Genomic DNA, 22,543 nt, shown 5'->3' with positions numbered 1-22,543 from the left:
CAGTTGGGTGTAATTTCCGAATTACCCATAGGGTTACTGTAGATTTATATCACAATTTGTTGCATTCTGACCAAATTTGCGTCAGCATCTCCTAACCGCAGCTACAGCAATCTACTCCAGAGCAGTCTAAGTCTGGCGTGCAATCGCCACAGCCATCATTTAGGCAACTGGAGTCGTTACTACAGCTCTCAGCACCACACTCTAGAATACTGCCAGTTGGCTCGCAGCACAGAGCCTCTTGGCAGTCATTGGAACCGAAAGCGCAGACGCCTCGATCGGGTTGTTTTTTCGGACGGGTTTGATTTTCTTCGTCTTCGGGGCGATCGCTAACTTGAGAAAATCTAGCTTTCAGCATTTGGTTGGCTTGCTTGCAGGCTTGGAAACGCTGACGAATCAGAGGGATAGCGTCTCCTATGCCATGTTTGGCGATCGCGCGTTTGGCATACTCAGAACAAGACAAATCTCGGTGTAAAATTCGATACGCACAAGCAAATCCCTTCCGAGGGGAAATATAGCGTTGATAACTCCCAATTGAAGACGCTGCCGTATGGCGAACCGCGAAATCCAGCCAAGTTCCATTCATTGTTGATTTCACCCAGATTCTTAAGTTAAAGATTCAACCTTTCCCAATCCCATTCCGTTCTGTGGAAGGCGAACACCCAAGGCGCGACAAATGTTAAGCAGTATTTCAACTTCGGGGAATTTGGCACTCACTCCGTCCGAGGAGGTAAAAGTCCGTGATACGATTCACTACCGTAGCGATCGTTAAAGATTGGGAGAAAAGCCTTGGCACTAAGGGTTGCTGTTGTTGGATCGGGCCCGGCAGGATCGAGCGCTGCCGAAACCCTAGCAAAAGCTGGAATCGAAACTTATCTATTCGAGCGCAAGTTAGACAATGCCAAGCCTTGTGGCGGTGCGATTCCCTTGTGCATGGTCAGCGAGTTCGATCTACCCCCCGAAATTATTGACCGTCGGGTGAGAAAGATGAAAATGATCTCGCCCTCGAACGTTGAGGTCGATATCAATATTGAAAAAGAAGATGAATATATCGGCATGTGCCGCCGGGAAGTTCTCGACGGCTTCATGCGCGACCGGGCAGCCAAATTAGGTGCCAAACTGATTAATGGAACCGTTTATAAACTCGATATTCCTACCAGTGCAAATCGTCCCTATACTTTGCATTACGCCGATCATTCCGATGGCAGTGCAGAAGGGGTGATGAAGACACTTCAGGCGGATGTGGTGATTGGAGCAGATGGAGCAAACTCTCGCGTTGCTAAAGCAATTGACGCGGGGGATTACAATTATGCGATCGCCTTCCAAGAGCGCATTCGTCTTCCCCAAGACAAAATGGCCTATTACGAAGACCTCGCCGAAATGTACGTGGGTAACGATGTTTCCACCGACTTCTACGCCTGGGTCTTCCCCAAATACGACCACGTAGCCGTCGGTACCGGCACCATGAAGGTGAACAAAGCTGACATCAAGAACTTACAAGCTGGAATTCGCGCTCGCGCAGCCAAACGGCTTGAAGGCGGCGAAATCATCAAAGTTGAAGCTCACCCCATCCCCGAACATCCCCGTCCGCGCCGCGTCGTCGGCCGGGTTGCCTTAGTTGGCGATGCTGCGGGAACCGTTACCAAGTCTTCCGGTGAAGGCATCTACTTCGCCGCTAAGTCTGCGCGGATGTGTGCTGAAACCATCGTCGAGTTCTCCAATGGCGGAACTCGCATCCCCACCGAAGATGACCTCAAGGTTTATCTCAAGCGCTGGGATAAGAAATACGGCATGACCTACAAGGTTCTGGATATCCTGCAACGCGTCTTCTACCGTTCCGATGCCACGCGGGAAGCGTTTGTAGAAATGTGTGCCGATAAGGACGTGCAAAAGCTCACCTTTGACAGCTACCTCTACAAAACCGTTGTTCCGGCAAATCCTCTGATTCAAATGAAGATTACAGCCAAAACCATCGGTAGCTTACTGCGCGGCAATGCTTTAGCGCCCTAGGCATTATCAGATAATTTGAACAATCAAGAAAGGGGGTGAAATATCCCCCTTTTTTGTGTCTCCCTGTACTCCACACCTTTTAAGCCTGGGAATTGAACCAGCCTTTAATGACTGCCTTCACAATCTTTAAGTATTTATTTTCTAGGATTAACTGGTCTAGTGCAGTTTCTCCTCCTGCTTTCAAGGCAGCTACAGTCCGTTGCTTGAAACTGGGTTGAGTTGCAATATTAACATAAGAAATTTGTTCAGATTCCGTTGCTGTTGGGTTAGTTTTGTCCAGTTGAACTAAAAGCTGTTGAATTTCAGTCGCCGCTTCTGCTAGCGTTTGCTTAGGCGCAGATTCCGATGAATGACTTGAACTACTGACATTGCCAGTCACTTGACCCGTTACTAGGTTAGAACCCGTCATCGATCCAACGTTAATGCGATCGCCACTCATAGTAAAATACCCTCAAGAACAATAAACTCTAAACATTACTGACAACATTACCCGTTACGGTTCCACTAATGAGATTAGAACCGTTCATAGTGCCAACGTGAATGGACTTATTGTCAATTTGTCGTTGGTCAAAATTAAAGTTAAATGCTTTTAGCTCGTCACTATTCATAATGTTGTAAAAAACCAACATGATTCGTTTGAGGAATTCTACATCCGGACTTACCAGTACAGGATTTTCACCCGAATTTAATTGGATGCTCAAGCCATAGCGGGTTGTATTCTTTGCTTGTTGATATTGATCGAATAACCAAGTCAGGACGCCAAGAATTACAAGCCCTAAAATTTTCATACCAGAATGAGGTAAAAACAGTAGTACAACGCCAACGAGTAATAGCCATAAGAAATATTTAGGCATTGGCTTAACACTTGACAAATCGACGAGTTCCAAAGACGAAATATTGGGTATTTGGTAGATGGAATTTTCAAAAATCAAGGTTTTTCCACGTAGTTTTAGCACTGAGGTCTTGATTTCCTTTAGTTTGTCGGCTTCGTTCCCCAGAAGTTGATTAATCATGGCTCTTAGAGAAGTAAGGTTCAACAGATAGAAAGCAACTGCTTTTTAAGGAGGACAAATAATGTCGCCGGAATTTTCAAAACACCGCTCGGAACTTTGAGCCACAATTTTAACTGTAAAAAAGGCTTGAGTCGGAAGTTGCAGCGCAACGATAGCAGCAGTGAAGACGAGTAGGAAAAAGATGATTTTTTGCATGGTAAATGAACCCGAATGCGACAAGCAACGGAGCAGAAAAGATAAATTCAAGAAATGACTGAGTTAACTCAAAACAGGAGAGAGACTAAACAGGACAATCAGAAATAACACTCTCTCCAGAAGGCTTATTGAGAGTCGTAATTGGGAACAGGCTCTACAATTAAGGTGGTATTGCGAATTTCGATAACGCGCACTAACGTACCCGGTTTAAGTAAAATGGGTTGCTGGCATCGAGCCATCCAGTAAGACCCCCTAAACTGAGCGCGTCCAGGTCGTCGGGGAGGAATTTCTTCGTCAACAATGGCTTCTCGATCCCATTCATCGCTGAAAAACAACATCATTGAATCCTCTTCAGCGCTAGTGTGTGAGAAATAATGCACCCTGAGATAGAATCCGGTTGTAAAGGTCATTCCCTTAATGTTCTATCGGCGGAAATTCAAGAATTTATGCAAAAGTTCGTTTTTTGTAGAGCCTGAACGCTATAGAGCCGCCGATAGTAACTGATGAGAGAGCAATATTGAGCTTCAATTATCTATCCAAGTCATAGTTCATTCTAAAGTAAATTGTTCCTCCTCCTGCTCTGAGAGGTCCATTCTGGGGACGGGGAAATCGATATTCAAAGCTATGCACGCCATTGCCAAAATCGATATAATTTCCTCTAGTCGCATTCATAGTAATGAATGCAGGTACCCAATTTCCTCCATTAACTCGATATTCCAAAGGAATTCTGCCAGTCTGCCCAACCCTGTTAGTGGGATTAATATAAAACCCTCCTATTTGCCTAGCTCCTTGTACCCGTCTATAAGGACCAAACTGACATCTGAAGCTAGTTTGCATGTTGGGGATATAACACTCACCTGACCTTTCCGGTCCCGCCCACCAATTACTGGCTTGAGCCGCTAGAGGAAGTGATGTTGCTATAGTAAGAGCAGCGATCGCGCTTTGTAGAATTGTTACCCTGGTAATTTTTCTCAGCATGGTTAGACTCTGGATTAAATACTGGTTTGAAAAGCTATCTACCATCGGGAAGTCTTAAGGATGCAGGCTGTTTGGCTTCCTGATGTCAGGCTGATTGCTTAACTGTTTCTCATCAAAGCAGTACACAAGTACACAAGAAAAGAGATGTGTACCACAAGTCACAAGCTGAGTTTGTGTACTCTATTCACGGGTTGCATCAGATCATGAATCAACAGCTATTTCAAGAAAAATTTGCTCAACTACCTGATAGACAACGGGAAGTGCTGTTACGGATGCTCTCAGGAGAAACTGATGCAGAGATTGCTGTAGCTTTACACATCACAGAATCAACAGTTAGAAAGCATATTGAGAAAATTTGCAAAGCCTGGAAAATTCAACCCCAACCCGGCGAACGATCTAAGCGAACTGAGTTAATTCAACTTTTTTTACACTATCAACCCGAATTAGTCTGCGAGCAAAATGTAGTTAGCAAGAAGCCTGCACGGACAACACAATCTAATTCAGAAAAGCAAGTTAGCAATCCTTCTTATTTCAATTATTTTGTCGGTCGAGAGCAAGCCATTGACGACTTAAATCAACTCGTTGTACAAGGCTCTAAGGCAATTTTGATTTATGCACCTGGCGGAGTGGGTAAAACGACTTTAGCCTGGGAATATGTCCAGAAATATCAGCCTTTGCTTGAGTTGTGGATGGCTCAAGAGGTGGAAAACTTGACTTCAGCCGCTAGCGTAGTGGAAGAATGGTTGAGAAGACATTTTAATGAAGAACCGGGTCGAGAATTTGGAATTGCGAAGGAAAGACTCAGGCAAAAGTTACGCAATTCTCAATCGACGGTTGGAGTTTTAATCGATAACTTAGAAACCGTTTTAGATGGGAATGGTAAATTTTGCGATCGCCATCGTTCAGAATACTTAGAATTGTTCCGAATTTTAACCGATCCGGCGGTTAACTCGGTTACGCTAATCACCAGTCGCGAACGACTGCGAGAAGCAACAATCTCTTTAGGAAATTATCGTCTTGAAGGGTTGAGTGCGAGCGCTTGGCAAACATTCTTTACTCGTAAAAATATTATTAATGAAGAGCATTATCCGCTGTTGTTTGCGATGAATAAAGCCTATGGCGGAAATGCTAAAGCAATGGAAATCATAAGCAGTACCGTCCAACTCGATTATCAAAACGATCTAAATACTTATTGGCAATCCGCCCAATTAGATTTATTAAGCGAAGCCGATTTGCAAGATTTGATCGTTAGTCAGTTTGAGCGATTAAAAAGAATTAATTTAGAAGCTTATCAGTTATTATGCCGCTTGGGGTGTTATCGCTATCAAGATAATCCTCAGATTCCTTTGTCTGGCGTTTTGTCTTTGCTTTGGGATGTTCCTAAAAGCCAGAAGCTTCGCATCCTTAATGCCTTGAAAGACCGTTGTTTGATTGAATTTAACAAAAATGAATACTGGTTACATCCAGCCATCAAAACCGAAGCTATTAATCGATTAAAGACTAGCGATGACTGGAAACAAGCTCATTCTATAGCTGCTGATTTTTGGACAGATAGCATTCAATCGGTCGAAAAGATTGAAGAAGCAATACAAGCCTTTGAAGCTTACTATCATGCACTTGAAATTAAAGATTTTGAGAATGCAGCTCAAGTCATCCTTCACCGGAGAAAAAATAAATGGCATATTGCCGAACCCCTAGGAATTTCTTTTTGGCGCGTTGGATTATTGCACCCAATGTTCAGAGCGATCGCGCAAATTATTGACAAGGTTGAGAATGAAGCGATACTCAGCGAACTCAATATCATCTTTGGCTATCTCAATAGCTTAATTGGAGATATTCTACCCGCCATTGAATATTACAAAAGTGCTTATCAGTTAGCCGATCGAGTTTTACAAAAGCATCCTTTACAATCTTTGAATATCAACCAAGAGATTAGACTTAAAAGCGTTAAAGCAGCTTCTCTAATTGACCTTGGCTGTGCTTTTATCGACTTAGGAGAAATTGAACAGGCTATAGAGATTTTTCAAAATTGTCAAGCAAGCTTCGAGCGTCCAGAACTACATCGATATGTATTAGCTTGTTGGTATCATTTAGCTTATCTCTATTCCCTTCAAGGATTGCCCGATCGAGCTTTTCAACTTGCCCAACAAGTCGATAGCCAGCTAATTGTAACTCAATGGAGTTCTTGGAGCCAAGGATATGCTTTAGTGCTGCTAGGTTTAACCTATGCAAATCTCCACTATCTAGAGGAGTCTGAGCAAATGTTAAGACGCGCGATCGCCTTTGCTGAAGCTAGCAACTATTTACAAATCAAAGCAAAGGCTTTAACTGGACTGGCGATGCTTTATTCCCGTCAAGAAAAACTAGAAGACGCGCTGAATTACCATCAAGAATCAATTGCGTTACTCGAAAAAATGGGTGCAAATTCAGATTTAGCAGAAGCTTATCTTCAGTTGGCACTCACAAAACAAAAGCAAGGAGAATGGGGAGAGAGCTATGGTCATTTTGAGCAAGCCATTGAACTCTTTACTCGGATGCAAGCGGTTAAGCAAGTTGAGCGAGTTCGAGAATTCATGAAAAAGAGCGATCGCGCTTGAGGGGGATACTAACATCGCTATAATAGGCGATCGCGCTTCCCTTCAGTATCCCCTAAAGACTAAGGCTTCAAAATCGGTTCTACAATTAGGGTAATATTGCGAATATCCACAACTCGCACGAATTCACCGGGTTGAAGAGAGATAGGGCGATCGCACCGAGCAGGCCACCAAGACCCTCTAAATTTAGCTCGTCCGGATCTTAATGGTTGAATTTCTTCTTCGATAATCGCTTCTCTATCCCAATCATCGCTGAGGATAAACATAGCTTTCAACCTCGTAAGCATTTTTTAACAGTTGGAAAAAGATGCACCCTCAACCCTTAATCTCTTATCAGGGAAAGAGGTAGGGTTTTATGCAAAAGTGCGATCGCGCTTAATTGGAAGAAGAGGCGATCGGGCAAAATTGCTGATTGCCGAGATCGGCTTCTACAGTGGGCAGAAGGGAAGTTTGAGATTTATGATACATATATTGGTCAACCTGCAAGCAGAATGCACCAGCCTGGATGGTTAACCCGATTGAGATTAGAATGAGGGACACACGCTCAAAACGGCTCATATGCCTAGCCTCCAAAGTTGTGGCACAGGTGGTATTGACCACCTAATTTTTATGAAAGCAGTACACAGATACACAGGGAAGAGGTTGTGTATCATGACTCACCCTTAGATAGAGTATTCAAGCTCGTGTAAGCATCTAGCAGTGTGTTGAGAAGCATGAATCAACAGCAGTTTGAAGAACGGTTTACCAAGCTAACGGACAGACAACGAGAGGTTTTGCTGAGGGTTTTGACGGGAGAAGCGGATGGAGAAATAGCAAAATCTCTAAATATTGCAGAATCAACCGTCAGAAAGCATATTGAAAAAATCTGTACAGGATTTCGCCTAACGTCTCAATATGGAGAACGTTCAAAGCGCCCTGAATTGATTCAAGTTTTCCGTCAGTATAGACCGGATTTAGTGTCAGTAAGCGATACTCTAGAAGAAGTACAAGAGCAAGAAACACTTATAGAGGATGAGGTTTCTGTATCCCCCGATCAGACATCGGCTAACTTTTTGGGGAGAGAAGGCGATTTCAGAGAACTGGATACCCTGATTGATGAAGGACGCAAAATTATTCTAATTTATGCACCTGGAGGGGTTGGCAAAACTAAACTAGCTTGGGAATATCTCAAAACGAACTTCGATATTGTATTAGAACTGTGGATGGGGAAAGAAACTCAAAGCATCACTTCAGCCGCCAGCGTAGTTGAAGAATGGCTGCGGAAATATTTTAATGAGGAACCTGGGCGAGAATTTGGGGTTGCGAAAGAGCGACTCAGACAGAAATTGCGAGATTCTAAGAAAAGAATTGGTATTCTGGTTGATAATCTAGAGCCTGCTTTAGTCAATGGTAAATTTATTAAGGCTCATCGTCAGTATGTAGACTTATTTAGCATTTTTGCCGATTCAGGGGTTAAATCTGTAACTCTTATTACCAGTCGTGAGCGCTTGCATGAATCGGCTATTCCTGTTTCCCCTTATCAGTTGAAAGGATTAAGTATAGAAGCTTGGCAAACCTTTTTTATCAGCCGCAATATTCAATCTAATTTACCTCTAACTGAGAAGATGAATAAAGCCTATGGAGGCAATGCTAAGGCGATGGAACTCCTCAGCAGTGCTATCCACATTGATTATGAAGGGGATGCTGAAGACTACTGGAAGGTTGCTCAGGGAGATTTATTGGTTGAGGCAGAACTGCGAGATTTAGTAATTAGCCAATTCAATCGTTTACAGCAAAATTGTCCCGATACCTATAAGCTTCTGTGTCGTTTAGGTTGCTATCGCTATCAAGACGTTCCTTCTGTACCACTTGAAGGCATCTTGTGTTTACTTTGGGATGTAACAGAATCTCAACGGATGCGAGTGCTAAAGTCTCTAAAAGACCGCTCCCTAATCGATTTTAGCAAAGACGAATACTGGCTACATCCAGTTATTCGAGAAGAGGCGATTGGTAGACTTAGAGTAAGTGAAGATTGGAAAACAACAAATAATGAAGCAGCTAGTTTTTGGACGGAAAATACTAAAAGTATTGAAATAGTTGAACAAGCAGTTAAAGCGATAGAAGCTTATCATCACTATGTAGCAAATGAAGACTTTGATTCAGCAAGTCAAATTATTTTACAAGAACGTGACAATAGAGGTGAGCGTGGTGAAACATTAGGAGACTCATTTTCTCGTTTAGGATTGTTAAATCAAATGACGAATTTTATTGAAAAAATATTAAACAAGATTAGTGCAGGATACTCCTTGGTTAAGTTACATAACATATGGGGTGACATTGAATGGTTAAGAGGAAATCTTTGCAAATCAATTTCTTTTCATTTAAAAAGCGGACATCTCGCTCAAGAGTATCTCTATTTAGAAAAAAATAATAGAGAAGACACTATAAAATGTAGTCGCATAATCTGTAATTCTAAATTTAATGTTGCCCTTTGCGAAATAGATAGACTAAATCTTGACATAGCAAAAGAAATCTTGATTGACTCTTATCAATTATATATGTCTCATATTAAACAGTATGGCAAAACAGAATTTTTCAGAAAATTATCTGCACGAAATCAATCTACCGGAAATGACTGTTTAATATTGCTTGCTTTTATTGAGGCGAAAGCAGCAAACTTTGCTGAGTCTAGAAACTATTTATCTAAGGCATTGCTATCTTCAATAACATCTAATACATGGATTCATGGTTATGGACTGTTATTTATTGCATTAACGTATAAAGAGCTAAAAGAGTATAAAGAATCTTTTAAATCATATCAGGAGGCTATACATTTTTCTAGAGAAATACATTATCCACAAGTTAAGGCAAAAGCCCTAACGGGTCTTGCGGAACTTTACCGACTAGACAATAACTTTCATACCGCATTTGATAATCATATAGAGTCTATAGAAATTCTTGAGAAAATTGGAGCTAAATGTGATTTAGCAGAAGCTTATTATCAATGTGGTTTAACGTATAAGCTAATAGAAGACATCCAAAAAAGCCAAGAATATTTTGATAAAGCAATTGCTCTCTGGAATTGCATTAATGCTCCTCAGCAGATTAAAAAGGTTCAGGATTCAATAAATCACTAAAACTTTCGTGTTTTATCAATAAATAAGAATATTGGGTACAACAATGAAAATTAATTACGGTCCTGATGTGGACATTTTAAGCATTGTTTTTAATGATACTCCTGTAGAAGGAGGTGACGAAGAAAAGCCAGCATTAATCCTAGATCATGACCGAGAAGGCAATGTAGTAGGGTTAGAAATATTAGATGCTTCTAAGAAAATGGCTAATCCTCGTTCCGTTGAGTATTCAATTTCTGCTTGAAATCTAGGTTGCAGGATTGGTTTTCTAACATTGAATAAAGTATGGGTTACTGGGGTTGTGGAAAGTCAACACAAGTTGCTGACTTCGGGTAAGGTGTTGCGGTTAATGAGTAACTGGGTTGCGCCTCACTCCATGCGCTAGCGTAGGGAAGGGGTGAGAACCCTAGTGTTTTGATAGAGTGGACAGGGGAGAATGCGATCGCGTGGAGGTTGGAATGGACATATTGATCGTTGAGGACGAACCCGAAATCGCCCGACTCATCCAACAAACACTAGAATCAGAAGGGTTTTCCTGTCGGAGTTGTCGCGATGGCATTAACGCGCTACAGGTGTTTAGCGAACAACAACCCGATTTAATTGTCCTCGATCTAATGATTCCTGGGTTGGACGGTTTGGAAGTGTGCGCGCGCATCCGTCAGAAACCCGGAACCAAAGACCCCTTTATCCTGATGCTGACGGCGAAAGGGGAAGAAATTGACCGAATTATCGGCTTATCTACGGGTGCCGATGATTATATGGTCAAACCCTTTAGTCCGCGCGAATTGGTTGCTAGGGTTCGCGCCTTATTGCGTCGGAGTTTGCGCCAGGGGGGACAAGCCGCCAGCCAAGTCTATCGCACGTTGAATTTTACCGTAGATATAGATCGGCATTTGGCTTATCGCCAGCTAACCGCGACAGAAACCGAAACCTTAGACTTAACTTCCCTAGAGTTTAGTTTGCTGTCTACCTTTGTCAGCTATCCCGGTCGGGTGTGGAATCGCAGCCAATTGATCGATAAACTGTGGGGAGATGACTTCTTTGGCGACGAACGCGTTGTCGATACCCATGTGGCGCGGTTGCGAAAGAAGATCGAACCCGATCCTGCCAATCCTACCTTTATTAAAACGGTGATTGGTGTGGGCTACAAGTTTGAAGACCCCCCCAGCGAGAAATAACCCGTGAGTAAGATAGATTTGCGATCGCGCTTATTTTTCTCTCACCTGCTAGTCTTGATGGTGGGAATCAGTTCGCTGGTGATTATCAGTAAAGTCTCTTCGCGTCCCTACTTCGTTCAACACCTCGAACAACTCGAAGGAAGCGGGTTTCGCCTGCGTTACGTGCGGACTTATCTGGTTAAAGGCTTTGAAACCTCCTGGAACCGCAGCACCTTTTGGGCCGCTATCGTCGGAACCACCGCCGCCGGAGGGTTAAGCTACTGGGTGGCGCGGCGGATCACCAAACCCCTCACCTTAATGGAACAAATTACTAAAGAATTTGCCGCCGGCCAACTGGATCAACGCCTTCCTATCAGCGAAATTCCCGAACTCAACCAACTGGGGGTCAGTTTTAACCGAATGGCGGCGGGGTTAGAAGGGGTCGAACAGCGCCGCCGCGAGTTAATTGGCGACTTAACCCACGAGTTGCGGACGCCTTTAACCATTGTGCGCGGCTATCTTGAAGAGTTAGCTGAAGGTAGAATTGAAGCCTCGCCGGATATATACGTGCAACTTACCAAAGAAACGAAGCGGTTAGAACGTTTGGTGAACGACTTGCAAGAACTTTCCCAGGCGGAGGCGGGGTACTTACCCATCCACGTACAACCTATCCAGCTTTATCCCATTTTGAAGTCTCTGGTGCATAAATTTGCCGATCAGTTGATGGAAGATGGCCCTGCTTTACAATTAGAGGGTTCTCCCGATTTACCCGCCGTCTTAGCCGATGTAGACCGAACCGAACAAGTTTTGGTGAACTTAATTGGCAATGCCATGCGCTATACTCAAACCGGCTTTATTAAAGTCCGCGCTTGGACAGAAAAAGGTAAACTCTGGATCGCGGTGATGGATACCGGCCAAGGAATTTCAGCCGAAGATTTACCCCATGTGTTTGAACGATTTTGGCGCGGCGATCGCTCTCGTTCTCGTCATTCTGGCGGATCGGGGGTGGGTTTGGCAATCTCGAAGCGGTTGGTGGAACTGCAAGGCGGCGAAATTTTTGCTGAGAGTCAGTTCGGCAAAGGCAGTACCTTCCGCTTCTGTTTACCGCTAGCTTAGGGTAGGAAAGGTTTCGCGGTTGCCAAAAGAACAAATGCGATCGCGGCCTCGATCTTTAGCTTCGTATAAGGCTTGATCGGCTTGTTGAATCAGAGACATGGCCTGTAAGCTTTGTTGGGGAATGATGCTGGCCACCCCCAAACTTAAGGTAATATAATCGCTGACGGGGGATTTCACATGGGGAATGTGCAACTGCTGAATGTGAGTTTGAATCTCGGTTGCGACTTGAATGGCCCCTGCAAGACTGGTATTGGGTAAAACGATCGCAAACTCTTCTCCCCCATAACGCGCCACCAAGTCCGCCGGACGTTTTGCACCCGCCGCGATCGCCACAGCTACTTGTTGCAAGCACCAGTCTCCTTTCACATGACCGTAGGTATCGTTATAAATTTTAAAGCAGTCAATATCGCACAAAATCAGGGACAGGGGTTGTTGTTCGCGGGTTAAGCGGTGCCACTGTTCGGTGAAGTATTGGTCGAAGCGGCGGCGGTTGGCCAGTTGCGTCAGACTATCAGAAATGGCGAGGCGTTGCAGTTCTTGGTTGGCTTGCTGCAAGCGTTCGTAGAGTTCGGCTTGCTGAATGGCGATCGCCAATTGATCGGCTAACTGTCGGATCAACTCAATTTCTAACGGCTGCCACTCCCGCTTGCTGCCACATTGATGCACCATCAACAAACCCCACAGGCGATCGCCTTGAAAAATCGGCACCTCCATCAAGGCTTGTACCTGCCAGCTTGCTAAAAGTTGCTTAAAACTCGGAGACAGGGGGGCCGTTGACAGATCCGCAATGGCGATCGCATCGCGCAGAATTTCCCGTTGCAGGACATAAGAAAAATCGCACGCATCCCAATGACTGCAAGTTAATTGCGTTCTTAAAATCGAACGCCACTCCGGGTTGACAGACTCGACTTTAACTTCCCCGGTACTCATCACCAACCGATCGTCACTCAACAAATTCAACGCGCAAATGGCGACGCGATCGGCTTGCAAAAACGTGCGAATTTCCGTCACTGCCGTCGTCAGCACTTCTTGGAGATCCAAGGAACGGCGAATATGTTGCACCACAACACTCATAAGACGTTGTTGTTCAATTTGTCGGCGGATCGCTTCGGTGGCTTGTTTGCGTTCCCACAGCGCCGCTTGACGTTCGCTAATATCTTCTATGGTTCCCAGAATTTGCTGAATCTTGCCGCCTTCATTTTTTTGGAAAATCACTTCTCGACAGTGCAACCATCGCCAGTCTCCAGAACGATTTTTGAATCGAAATTCCCATTCCAGAATCTCGCCTTCGGTTGCATTGGCCAAGCGTTCGCGATGCTGTTCAACTTGCACCACATCTTCGGGGTGGATCAGTGCCAAAAAGTCGCGATCTTCTAGCGCCTGAGCTTCAGCAACGCTATAACCTAACCTGATTTCAATTTGTTGGTTAATATACAGAATTTGCCATTTTTGCCAGTCATAAATGTAAAGAATATAAGGGGCTGCATCCGTAATTTTTTGGACAAAATGCTGACTTTCCCTTAAGGCTGCTTCAATGCGCTTGCGTTCGCGAATTTCTTCCCAAGCCTGATCGCGCATTAAACGATACATTTGCATTCGGTAGGTCAGATCGGTGACATCCTCAATCACCAATAGCGCGTAAAAATCGGATTGGTTAGACATTTGGATCGCTGTCGCCGTGGTTTGCTGCACGCGCCATCGACCATCAGGTAACTGACACGGGATAATCGAGGTATGGAGTTGCGAAGAAAAAATTGTCGGCGGACCCCCAGCAAAGATCGGTTGGAGGCGCTGTTGATACTTTGCTTGGTTAAAATGAGGAAAGCGATCGCGGATATCCGTGCCAACGATCTGCTCGCTAACAATCCCCGTCCAGTGTTCTAAACTGCGATTCCAAAAGATAACGGTATACTCAGGACTGAGAATACAAACCCCTTCTGGAAATTGGTTAAAAATCTTAAAGAATTCTTGGGGCTTGTCGTGCTTAGTCATCTGAACTTACTCGGATTCCAATTCCAAAGCGAGCGCATCTAGTAGCGCATCAAAAGAACCGACTTTGAAGATTAAAAGGACTTCACCGTTAATCTGAAGCTTTTCAATGATAAAGTGCGTATGAGCTAGAATAATGTTAACATCTTGCTTTAGGTTTCGCGCCTTCAGAAGCTGGGAAACTCGGTCTTCAGCATAGGTGGGCAGGGAATAATCTAGGCGGCGGGAAAAAAGATTGCTCACCGTTCCCACAACGCCATTGAGAACAATATTCCCCACCTCTAGTAAGGTTCCAATTTTCACGGCCTCTAGATCGGGAGTTCCGGGCTTTTCTCCCGTGAGTAAAGAGACTAACGTTGAGGCACTTTCCGTCGGAAAAATCAATTCAGCACTACCCGAAAAAAAACCTTCAAACCCTAACTGAACAGTTGAGATCAAATCGCTCTCAAAACGGGACTCCAATTCAGTCTGTAACTGTGTTAGGGAGAGAGATTGCAAATCGGGAATATTCAAGCAAATGGGCGAACCCAGCATTTCATTTAAAATACTAGCGGCTTGACCAACTCCGATGTTGACTAACTCTTGCAGGATATCAATTTGCTCAAGCGTCAGGCTCACAATTGACTCCTTGGCGAGACACCCCAATCGTAATTTGCAGCCAATGGCGTAATTCTTCAATCTTGGGAATTTTGTTAAGAACCGTTGCCGCGCCGAGTTCTAGACAAGCTTGTTGCGTAGTTTGTTGGACATCAGCCGTTAACACAATGGTAGGAATTGTCAAATTTTTCTGACGCATGATCTGTAGCACTTCAATGCCACCAACTTCGGGCATTAATAAATCTAAGATAATGCAATCTGGCTTATATTTTTGCATCATTTCTAGCCCTTCCCGACCATTTCGTGCTTCCAGGAGGGTATGACCTTCCGGCTTTAAGATTTTAGCCAGTAGCTTACGACTCAATGCCGCATCCTCTATGATTAGGATCAGTGCCACTCGTAATGTCTCCTTCAATAAATTTGGCAAACTTTAACTTTAATTGACCTTTAGAGAGCCTTGTTCTGAGCGGAATGACTCGTGGATGTACCCTCCCTCAAAGATGTAATCGATTGGTATCCCCTCACGGCGACTCCCAATATTCGGGTGACAGAGATACTCCAATTGATGCGTCAGCCTAAAATGCCTTCTCCTCTCACTCACTCAGTATTCCCGATAGCAACAGAGGTCAGTCCCTCCGTTGCAAAAAATTGCATTGCAATTGTGACACCAACAGGTCAACTTGTCGGTTTGTTAACAGAACGGGAGCTAGTGAGGGCAATGGTTGCAGGCGAATTGCATCCTGATGTTACGGCTGGGGAAGTAATGGAGAGAGCGCCCTTAACGTTGAAGCTAGGAGAACGCGCGACGCTTTTGACTGCCCTAGACCTATTTCAACAATACCCGATTCAATATCTCCCTGTCGTTGACGAGCAAGGGAACTTGCAGGGAATGCTCTCATTAAGCCAGGTCTTCCAACAGATCGATCCGCGATCGCTCTATCAACACCTCGAACAACTCCAGCAACTCGTCACCGAACAACAACGCCATCACCAACTCGAACAACTCGTTCGCAAGCGCACCACCCAACTGCATCAAGCCAACCGCGCCCTCAAAACCCTCAGCGAGTGCAACCAAATCTTAGTCAGAGCCACAGCAGAAGCCGAACTCCTGCACGACATCTGCCAAGTGATCCTGGAAACTGGAGGCTATCGGCTGGCTTGGATTGGCTTTGCAACGCCTGAAACGGGTGCTGGAGCGTTCGCAGGCGAAATGGAAGATTTAGGCGACTATTTCAGCATCAATGACGCCACGGGGGAAGAAGCCGATGCGATCGCCATTGCTCTGCGAACGGGTAAACCTTGCGTAATTCGTTACGATACCCCATCCACCTACGGGTACGGAGCCGTTTTATCCCTCCCTTTAAAAGATTATTATGCCTCCAATGCCCCGGCCGCTCCCTGCTTTGGCACCCTCAATATTTATGCAACCCCTCTGGATGCCTTCGATAGCGCTGAGGTGCAACTGCTCTCTAAACTGGCAGCCGACTTAGCCTATGGCATCAAAGCCTTGCGAACGCGTACAGAACGCGAAACCGCACAACAGGAACTCGATCGGTTTTTTGAACTTTCCCTAGACTGGCTGTTTGTGTCCGATTTTAACGGTTACTTTCAGCGGATTAATCCGGCGGTGAGCAAAACCCTCGGCTATCGTACCGAACAGTTGCTAGAAGTGCCGTGGCTGGAGTTTGTCCACAAGAGCGATCGCGCCAACACCCAAGCCGAGTTACAAAAGCTCTGTCAAGGACAAGCGACTGTTTACTTTGAAAACCGCTTTTGTGCAGCCGATGGCTCCTATCGGTGGATGGCGTGGACTGCCGTACCCGTAATGGCTCAACGGGCGATCTATGGCGTAGCTCGCGATGTCACCGAGCGCAAATGGGCCCAAGATGCTCTGTTAAAATCTCAGCAAAAGCTGACGCTACACGTTCAACAAACCCCCCTCGCCGTGATTGAATGGAACTTGCGAGGGGAAGTTACAGAATGGAACCCCGCCGCCGAAGAGATTTTTGGCTATAGCAAGGCTGAGGTTTTGGGGCGTTGCGCTGTCAACTTTTTAGTGCCCAAAGAGTTAAGACCGACGTTGCGGCATTTGTTAAGCTGCCTGTTGTCTGGAAAAACGATTGAAGAGGGGATTTCCCTAGAGCATTTTGAACTTGAAGTCGCAGACTCGACCAAAATCAAGGTCGCCCACGAAAACCTTACCAAAGATGGACGCCTGATTATTTGCGAGTGGTACAATACCCCCCTGGTGGATCGCAAAGGTCAGATTATTGGAGTAGCCTCCCTCGCGTTAGATATTACCGAGCGCAAGCAAGCCGAACAAGCCTTGCAACTGGCAAACGAGGCGCTAGAGTTGCGCGTTGTCGAACGCACGGCGGAGTTGGTGCAAACCCTAGAGCAACTTCAGGCAGAAATTCACGAACGACAGCGCTTAGAGGTGGAATTGCGAACCAGTTTGTCTAAGGAAAAGGAACTCAATGAGTTAAAATCGCGCTTTGTATCAATGGTGTCTCACGATTTTCGCACGCCCCTCACCACTATTCAGTCATCGGCGGAATTGCTCGAACATTATGGCCCCCAATGGAGCGAAGAGAAAAAACGCATTCATCTCCACCGGATGCAAACCTCAGTCCATCGCATGACGCAGTTGTTAGAAGATATTTTAACGATTGGTCGCGCCGAGGCGGGTAAGTTGGAATTTCAGCCCAAACCGCTGGATTTAAGGCAGTTTGCGGTGCAGTTGGTTGAGGAAATGCAGTTGTTGAGCAGCGCTCATACGTTGGTGTTTTGCTCCTCCGGACAGTACGATCGGGCGATCGCTGATGAGAAGTTATTGCACCATATTTTTAGCAATTTGCTCTCCAACGCCATTAAATACTCGGTGGTGGGGAGTTTAATCGAGTTTGAGCTAATTTGTCCAGACTCGCCGCAGGGTGAGGTGGTGTTTTGCGTGCGCGATCGCGGGATTGGGATTCCCCCAGAGGATATCCCCATGCTGTTTACCGCGTTTCACCGTTGCAGCAACGCCAATCATATCGCGGGGACGGGGTTAGGCTTAACAATCGTCAAAAAATGCGTGGATTTACATGGGGGCGCAATCTCGCTAGAATCTCAACTCGGTATCGGTACAGTATTTACTGTTACTCTGCCTTTAGAGCAACGCGAACCCCTAGACTGACAGTAGATCGGTCGTCTCCATTGCTGACCTATTTTAATTAGAATCCTCGGCTTTGTAATAAATCAAACGCTCTCGGGAATGGCTGAGAATTCTGGCTTTGCCTGCGATACAAAAAGGGGGATGAACTTTAGAGAGAGTATCATTTTTTGAGGAGCGATCGATTTGCGCCAAAAGACAGAGGAACCCTCCATGAAGTTTCGTTACAGTGAACTCATATCGATAAATAAATTAATCGAACGGAGTTGAAATCATGGAAGTTAAAGAAAGAGCTGAAATGCGCGAAGAGGTTAAACAACCTTATTTTTATCAAGGAACGCAATGGAAGTGGGGCTTCAATCCTAGCGCAGAAATCTGGAACGGACGCCTTGCAATGATCGGATTTCTAGCAGCAACTTTGATAGAACTCATGACTGGTCATGGCTATCTGCGATTCTTAGGGTTTCTGACCGGAACTGATATTGCTCCTTAAGAATACTTGTTGAATAAGTGAAGGCGATCGCAGCGACAAAAGGGCGATCGCCTTTACTCTATTTGTATTAAAGATAACTTTTTCCCCGTTATTGGTAAGGAGACAGGGGAATGCTCACAATTGCAGTTGTCCCTACACCCACTTCGCTTTCGATCAAAATCTTTCCACCCTGTAACTCGACGCACTTTTTGACAATTGCTAACCCTAAACCACTTCCTGGCGCATCTCCAACATTTGGCGCTCGATAAAAAGGTCTAAAAAGATGCTTTTGATCCGCTAACGCAATGCCTCTACCTCTATCTTTAACCTTGAAAATTGCGTTTCTATCCTGATAAATTAATTCAAGCTGAATTTCACTACCCTCCGGTGAATATTTTAGTGCATTCGCCAGCAAATTATTCAAAGCCTGCTTCAGCAAGCGAGAATCAAGTTGAGTTATTTGTGGAGATTGAGGGCAGATTAAAGTTAAAATATGTTTGCGACTATCAATAAATCTAAATTCTTGAATGAGTTGCCGACAAAAATTTGATAAATCAATTGGCTCAGGACAATGATTCTCTTGAGCTATACTCATCCTTTCTAATAAAACCATACTCTCTAAAAGTTGGGTTAAATTCTGAATTCCCAAATTTAGATTCTCAAAACATTCCTGTTGCTCTTCGGCAGTTAGGGTATAAAGTTGCAAGAGTTCTGCTGCCATTTGAATCGTTGTTAAAGGCAATCGTAATTCATGGGAAGCGATGGCACAGAAATTACCTTGCAAATCTCCTATATCAGGCATTGTAGGGGAATCGCTATAAGCACTTTCTAAGCGAGATTGGGTTGTTTGATTCTCAATAGAAGGCTGCAAATCTAAGGCTTCAGCAATTTCACTTCCCAAACACTGAATTTCTAATAGCTGCCCTTGACTATCAAAAAAACCGCGACCAATCCATCTTACTAGTCGAACTGAACCCTGGCAATCTATCCATGCTTCTTCGCTTTGGATTTTAGAGAATTTAGGGGTTAAGACTTGCAATTTTCTGATAAAAATTCCTCTTTTGTCTTGAGGTAAAACGGTGAAAAGATTTTGATCTAATAAATCTTCAGGGTTTTTGCCCAAAAAATGAGCAAATCTTGAATTAACAAAAGTAATTTTGAGATTGGATGAATATCGAATAATCCATCCTTCGCAATCTTCGGCAAGCGCTTGATAGTAAGCCCGATCTGATGGTGAATTCACTGCACTATTGATGAGTAATTTTTGGCGTGATTTTGAGAATAAAGTTCTCAGCATGGGGCTAAATAAGTTAACTACTATCCGAAGCTCATTTTTAGTCTTTATCCCAGCAATTGGATAAATCTCGTCTATGAAGCCATCTATTTTTCGCGAAAGCTAATCAATACACCAATAATTTGATTAACCTCTGCTTTTCCCAGAAAGAGCGGATAAAAAGATGCGAGCCATCGCTCTTGGATTTTCAAATATTGATTGTTTTGGATTGAAATGGCGTAGTTTTGAATAGATTTTCTTGTTGCGATCGCGCTTTCTACCAGGCACTCCAATGGCTCTGATAAATTAGACATAATCTGATGGAGCGGTTCGCCAATTGGCATTTCTACAGTTACTTGCTTCATTAGTTTTTTATCTATATAAACGCACCGAAGCTCATCATCAAAAATAATAATACTAAGAGCCTCATATTCAATTGTAAATATATCTAAATCGTCAAAATCGCAGATAAGACGATAGCGGAGGTCTTGAACAAGACTTGCCAAAATCAGAATCGGCAGATTCAACAAAAACTGTTTCTTAGATTGTAAGGCAATCTCGACAATAAATCCTGGCATACCCTGCGCTAAACAATCAATAATTTCTAATATCTATCATTAGAGATTCAAATCCAATTTAAGGTTTTTTTGATTTCTTGAGCTAAGGTTGTCGGGTCAAAGGGTTTCACCAAAACTGCTTTAATGGCAGGATATTGCAGCTTTAGTTGTGGGTTGGTTTGAATTTTCGCCGTCAACAAAATAATGGGGATCGGTTGAGTTTTGGGATTATCCTGCAACATTTTTAGGGTTGACAATCCATCCACATCAGGCATCATCAAATCGAGTAAAATAACATCCGGTTGTTCCAGTTCTGCTTGTTGAACGCCTTCTTTGCCAGATGCAGCACCCCATACCTCCCATCCAGCAGTGATTTTTAAAGTCAGTTGCGTGACTCTTCTCAGCGGCGCTTCATCATCGATCAATAAAACTCGCCGAGTCGGATGGCGGTAGGGGTGGCTCGTTGAGAGGTGTGGGTTGCCAGAAACGGCTTGAAAATCTTTGCGAGTTGTCATAACAATATTAGTAAGCTTCTGAAGCACGCAGAAGACAATTAAACGATCGGGAAATTGAAAATTGCGATGGCACGCGAGCCACTCTCAAAGCTTGTAGATCGAGTTCATCCCTTTCAAAACGTGAGTCTCCGTTTACCCACCCTAGAGATGAAAGGTGAAAAACTTGTGAAATTTGCATAAAGTTTCCTAACTCGCCGTACAGCCGCCTCTGCGAGGGAAGACGATCTCATCATCCGATTCCATCCCATGTTCTATACATTCACCTCTGCATTCATAACGCTGATATAGCTGATTATTCATTGCTCAGTAGTTAAGCGCGATCGCCATGAGACTTCTAGTCGTTGAGGATGATCTGAGTCTGGCTCAGGCTATAGTAAAATTTTTAACTTATCAAAATTATGTGGTTGATACTGCACCCGATGGTCAAATGGGCTGGGAGTTTGCCCAGTCGTGCGCCTACGATTTGGTCGTGCTAGATGTGATTTTGCCCAAACTGGGCGGTATCAGTCTGTGTCAAAAGTTACGTCAAACCGGATGCGACACGCCAATTCTGTTACTCACGGCTTGCGGAAGCAGGAACCACAAAGTTGCAGGGTTAGAAGCAGGTGCAGATGACTATGTAACCAAACCCTTTGATTGGCAAGAACTGCTAGCGCGGATCAGGGCGCTGTTGCGGCGTAAAAGCGATCTCATTCCCGCTTTGCTCACCTGGGGAGATTTAAGCCTCAATTCGCTCACTTGCGAAGTCACCTATGGCAACACGAAGTTACCCCTGCGACCGAAAGAATACAAGCTACTAGAGCTATTTTTACGAAGTCCCAACCGCATTTTAAGTTGCGACGCCATCCTAGAGTATTTATGGTCGTTTGAACAGGTTCCCTCTCAAGATGCAGTCCGCGCCCACATTAAAGGGTTGCGCCAGAAACTCAAAGCCGTAGGTGCCCAGGACGCGATCGAAACGGTTTACGGGTTAGGGTATCGTTTAAGACCGATTGTCCAGCGTTCGCCGAACGTAGAGACCCCCCCTTTATCTTTATCCCCGGAAATCCAAGGCGAACTGCAACAAGCCTTAGCGGATGCTTGGCAAGACATGCAGCCCCAAATCCTAGAGCGAGTCCACCTTTTAGAAATCGCGATTTATGCGATGTCAGCAGATCAACCTCTGGAGAAATTGCGACAAGTCGCGATCGCCCAAGCGCATAAACTAGCGGGTACGGTTGGCAGCTACGGCTTCATGGCCGCTTCCCAACAGGCGCAACAGATTGAAGCCCAGTTGCAGCAGCATCCCATTTTAAGCGAGGACATCAAGTCTCAATTGCAGCAATGCGTCCTCCACCTGCGCCAATTGCTTCAGGGATCGCCCGTCAGTACGAGCCAACCCCCGGTTGAAAAAGACTCCCTCACCCAACTCGCCAGCCGCGTTCAATTTACCCGCGACTTCGAGCAGTTGCTGCACAAAGCCCAACAACAACATCAGCCCCTAACGCTGGTGCTGTTAAGCATTGAGAATCTCAAATCGCTAAATCATCACTATGGCTATACCTTTGGCGATCGCCTTTTGTACCGTGTAGGCAGCACCATCGGCGACGCTAGCCAAACCTGCGGTCGTTGGGGAAGTCGAACCTTTGCGATCGCCCTTTATGGAATGAACGGCACCCAAACCCGCCAACAGTACCTCTCTAAATTGCTGCAAACCCTTGACGCGACTGAGGGAACGCCTGTTATCGTCAAATTTACCAGCGCGATCGCCACTTACCCAACCGATGGTCAGACTTCCCAACACCTGTATCAAAGCGTTGAAGCCTCGCTGTAA

Annotated in this window: 22 protein-coding genes; 9 read left to right on the top strand and 13 right to left on the bottom strand. The window is 44.8% G+C overall.

The annotated features are described in order from the left end of the window. Positions 1–91: 91 nt before the first annotated feature. A complete protein-coding gene (yidD, locus tag QQ055_RS04885; RefSeq protein WP_286004288.1) occupies positions 92–583 on the bottom strand; it encodes a membrane protein insertion efficiency factor YidD in 492 nt (163 codons plus the stop codon). 203 nt (positions 584–786) lie between these two features. Between yidD and chlP the strand changes: the two genes are divergently transcribed. Then, complete coding sequence (gene chlP, locus QQ055_RS04880; RefSeq protein WP_069969312.1) at positions 787–2,007, top strand: geranylgeranyl reductase; 1,221 nt, start codon at positions 787–789, stop codon at positions 2,005–2,007. Between the two features lie 79 nt (positions 2,008–2,086). On the opposite strand, the gene QQ055_RS04875 is transcribed toward chlP, so the two are convergent. The 4 genes from QQ055_RS04875 to QQ055_RS04860 form a co-directional block, all read right to left on the bottom strand. After that, positions 2,087–2,446, bottom strand: a complete 360-nt coding sequence (locus QQ055_RS04875) for a hypothetical protein (RefSeq protein ID WP_284474335.1) — start codon at positions 2,444–2,446, stop codon at positions 2,087–2,089. 28 nt (positions 2,447–2,474) lie between these two features. Then, positions 2,475–3,020 (bottom strand): DUF6232 family protein, encoded by a 546-nt coding sequence (locus QQ055_RS04870; RefSeq protein ID WP_284474334.1) that lies wholly within the window; start codon positions 3,018–3,020, stop codon positions 2,475–2,477. Positions 3,021–3,065: 45 nt separating this feature from the next. Beyond that, complete coding sequence (locus tag QQ055_RS04865) at positions 3,066–3,215, bottom strand: hypothetical protein (protein WP_284474333.1); 150 nt, start codon at positions 3,213–3,215, stop codon at positions 3,066–3,068. A gap of 125 nt (positions 3,216–3,340) precedes the next feature. Further along, complete coding sequence (locus QQ055_RS04860) at positions 3,341–3,556, bottom strand: NfeD family protein (RefSeq protein ID WP_241829414.1); 216 nt, start codon at positions 3,554–3,556, stop codon at positions 3,341–3,343. 840 nt (positions 3,557–4,396) lie between these two features. Here QQ055_RS04860 and QQ055_RS04855 point away from each other — a divergent pair. Then, a complete protein-coding gene (locus tag QQ055_RS04855) occupies positions 4,397–6,790 on the top strand; it encodes a tetratricopeptide repeat protein (RefSeq protein WP_286004287.1) in 2,394 nt (797 codons plus the stop codon). Positions 6,791–6,849: 59 nt separating this feature from the next. Here QQ055_RS04855 and QQ055_RS04850 read toward each other — a convergent pair whose 3' ends face one another. Continuing rightward, entirely contained in the window at positions 6,850–7,053 is a 204-nt protein-coding gene (locus tag QQ055_RS04850; RefSeq protein WP_284474330.1) for an NfeD family protein, read from the bottom strand. Between the two features lie 109 nt (positions 7,054–7,162). Continuing rightward, entirely contained in the window at positions 7,163–7,345 is a 183-nt protein-coding gene (locus tag QQ055_RS04845; RefSeq protein WP_284474329.1) for a hypothetical protein, read from the bottom strand. Positions 7,346–7,500: 155 nt separating this feature from the next. Here QQ055_RS04845 and QQ055_RS04840 point away from each other — a divergent pair, with 155 nt between their 5' ends. The 4 genes from QQ055_RS04840 to QQ055_RS04825 all read left to right on the top strand — a co-directional run bounded on the left by QQ055_RS04840 (position 7,501) and on the right by QQ055_RS04825 (position 12,173). Beyond that, entirely contained in the window at positions 7,501–9,903 is a 2,403-nt protein-coding gene (locus tag QQ055_RS04840; RefSeq protein WP_284474328.1) for a tetratricopeptide repeat protein, read from the top strand. A 43-nt stretch (positions 9,904–9,946) separates the two neighbouring features. Beyond that, positions 9,947–10,144, top strand: coding sequence for a DUF2283 domain-containing protein (locus QQ055_RS04835; protein ID WP_284474327.1), 198 nt, complete (start codon positions 9,947–9,949; stop codon positions 10,142–10,144). A gap of 214 nt (positions 10,145–10,358) precedes the next feature. Next, entirely contained in the window at positions 10,359–11,078 is a 720-nt protein-coding gene (locus QQ055_RS04830; RefSeq protein WP_069969318.1) for a response regulator transcription factor, read from the top strand. 57 nt (positions 11,079–11,135) lie between these two features. Continuing rightward, positions 11,136–12,173, top strand: coding sequence for a sensor histidine kinase (locus QQ055_RS04825; protein WP_349775319.1), 1,038 nt, complete (start codon positions 11,136–11,138; stop codon positions 12,171–12,173). Here the strand turns inward: QQ055_RS04825 and QQ055_RS04820 are convergent. The 3 genes from QQ055_RS04820 to QQ055_RS04810 are packed head-to-tail and all read right to left on the bottom strand — an operon-like array spanning position 12,165 to position 15,156. Next, the gene (locus tag QQ055_RS04820; protein ID WP_283360437.1) at positions 12,165–14,165 is read right to left on the bottom strand and encodes a sensor domain-containing diguanylate cyclase; all 2,001 of its coding nucleotides are present in this window, start codon (positions 14,163–14,165) and stop codon (positions 12,165–12,167) included. The genes QQ055_RS04825 and QQ055_RS04820 overlap by 9 nt on opposite strands. A 6-nt stretch (positions 14,166–14,171) precedes the next feature. Further along, on the bottom strand, positions 14,172–14,780 hold the full coding sequence (locus QQ055_RS04815) for a chemotaxis protein CheC (protein ID WP_069969321.1): 609 nt from the start codon (positions 14,778–14,780) through the stop codon (positions 14,172–14,174). Next, a complete protein-coding gene (locus tag QQ055_RS04810; protein ID WP_069969322.1) occupies positions 14,764–15,156 on the bottom strand; it encodes a response regulator in 393 nt (130 codons plus the stop codon). The genes QQ055_RS04815 and QQ055_RS04810 overlap by 17 nt, the downstream gene beginning before the upstream one ends. An 81-nt stretch (positions 15,157–15,237) precedes the next feature. Between QQ055_RS04810 and QQ055_RS04805 the strand changes: the two genes are divergently transcribed. Together QQ055_RS04805 and QQ055_RS04800 are read left to right on the top strand one after the other, a co-directional pair. Next, positions 15,238–17,937 carry a PAS domain S-box protein gene (locus QQ055_RS04805; RefSeq protein ID WP_284474323.1) on the top strand — a complete coding sequence of 900 codons (2,700 nt, stop codon included), beginning with the start codon at positions 15,238–15,240 and terminating at the stop codon, positions 17,935–17,937. Between the two features lie 274 nt (positions 17,938–18,211). After that, positions 18,212–18,406 carry a chlorophyll a/b-binding protein gene (locus tag QQ055_RS04800; protein ID WP_069969341.1) on the top strand — a complete coding sequence of 65 codons (195 nt, stop codon included), beginning with the start codon at positions 18,212–18,214 and terminating at the stop codon, positions 18,404–18,406. A gap of 88 nt (positions 18,407–18,494) precedes the next feature. On the opposite strand, the gene QQ055_RS04795 is transcribed toward QQ055_RS04800, so the two are convergent. The 3 genes from QQ055_RS04795 to QQ055_RS04785 all read right to left on the bottom strand — a co-directional run bounded on the left by QQ055_RS04795 (position 18,495) and on the right by QQ055_RS04785 (position 20,730). Beyond that, entirely contained in the window at positions 18,495–19,682 is a 1,188-nt protein-coding gene (locus tag QQ055_RS04795; RefSeq protein ID WP_283360434.1) for a PAS domain-containing sensor histidine kinase, read from the bottom strand. Between the two features lie 83 nt (positions 19,683–19,765). Then, positions 19,766–20,236 carry a PAS domain-containing protein gene (locus tag QQ055_RS04790; protein ID WP_284474322.1) on the bottom strand — a complete coding sequence of 157 codons (471 nt, stop codon included), beginning with the start codon at positions 20,234–20,236 and terminating at the stop codon, positions 19,766–19,768. 47 nt (positions 20,237–20,283) lie between these two features. Continuing rightward, entirely contained in the window at positions 20,284–20,730 is a 447-nt protein-coding gene (locus QQ055_RS04785) for a response regulator (RefSeq protein WP_283360432.1), read from the bottom strand. A gap of 325 nt (positions 20,731–21,055) precedes the next feature. On the opposite strand from QQ055_RS04785, the gene QQ055_RS04780 reads away from it, so the two are divergent. Further along, complete coding sequence (locus QQ055_RS04780; protein ID WP_284474320.1) at positions 21,056–22,543, top strand: GGDEF domain-containing response regulator; 1,488 nt, start codon at positions 21,056–21,058, stop codon at positions 22,541–22,543.

Source organism: Geitlerinema calcuttense NRMC-F 0142, assembly GCF_030285425.1.
This window is presented reverse-complemented; position numbering and strand designations above follow the sequence as displayed.

Bases quoted from the DNA above. Each gene is read 5' to 3' on its own strand.
- QQ055_RS04795 (WP_283360434.1), bottom strand. From the start codon at position 19,682: ATGCTGAGAACTTTATTCTCAAAATCACGCCAAAAATTACTCATCAAT.
- QQ055_RS04855 (WP_286004287.1), top strand. From the start codon at position 4,397: ATGAATCAACAGCTATTTCAAGAAAAATTTGCTCAACTACCTGATAGA.
- QQ055_RS04825 (WP_349775319.1), top strand. From the start codon at position 11,136: ATGGTGGGAATCAGTTCGCTGGTGATTATCAGTAAAGTCTCTTCGCGT.
- QQ055_RS04780 (WP_284474320.1), top strand. From the start codon at position 21,056: ATGAGACTTCTAGTCGTTGAGGATGATCTGAGTCTGGCTCAGGCTATA.
- QQ055_RS04875 (WP_284474335.1), bottom strand. From the start codon at position 2,446: ATGAGTGGCGATCGCATTAACGTTGGATCGATGACGGGTTCTAACCTA.
- QQ055_RS04830 (WP_069969318.1), top strand. From the start codon at position 10,359: ATGGACATATTGATCGTTGAGGACGAACCCGAAATCGCCCGACTCATC.
- QQ055_RS04865 (WP_284474333.1), bottom strand. From the start codon at position 3,215: ATGCAAAAAATCATCTTTTTCCTACTCGTCTTCACTGCTGCTATCGTT.
- QQ055_RS04860 (WP_241829414.1), bottom strand. From the start codon at position 3,556: ATGATGTTGTTTTTCAGCGATGAATGGGATCGAGAAGCCATTGTTGAC.
- QQ055_RS04800 (WP_069969341.1), top strand. From the start codon at position 18,212: ATGCGCGAAGAGGTTAAACAACCTTATTTTTATCAAGGAACGCAATGG.
- QQ055_RS04845 (WP_284474329.1), bottom strand. From the start codon at position 7,345: ATGAGCCGTTTTGAGCGTGTGTCCCTCATTCTAATCTCAATCGGGTTA.
- QQ055_RS04840 (WP_284474328.1), top strand. From the start codon at position 7,501: ATGAATCAACAGCAGTTTGAAGAACGGTTTACCAAGCTAACGGACAGA.
- QQ055_RS04850 (WP_284474330.1), bottom strand. From the start codon at position 7,053: ATGTTTATCCTCAGCGATGATTGGGATAGAGAAGCGATTATCGAAGAA.
- QQ055_RS04790 (WP_284474322.1), bottom strand. From the start codon at position 20,236: ATGCCAGGATTTATTGTCGAGATTGCCTTACAATCTAAGAAACAGTTT.
- QQ055_RS04870 (WP_284474334.1), bottom strand. From the start codon at position 3,020: ATGATTAATCAACTTCTGGGGAACGAAGCCGACAAACTAAAGGAAATC.
- yidD (WP_286004288.1), bottom strand. From the start codon at position 583: ATGAATGGAACTTGGCTGGATTTCGCGGTTCGCCATACGGCAGCGTCT.
- QQ055_RS04820 (WP_283360437.1), bottom strand. From the start codon at position 14,165: ATGACTAAGCACGACAAGCCCCAAGAATTCTTTAAGATTTTTAACCAA.
- QQ055_RS04785 (WP_283360432.1), bottom strand. From the start codon at position 20,730: ATGACAACTCGCAAAGATTTTCAAGCCGTTTCTGGCAACCCACACCTC.
- QQ055_RS04835 (WP_284474327.1), top strand. From the start codon at position 9,947: ATGAAAATTAATTACGGTCCTGATGTGGACATTTTAAGCATTGTTTTT.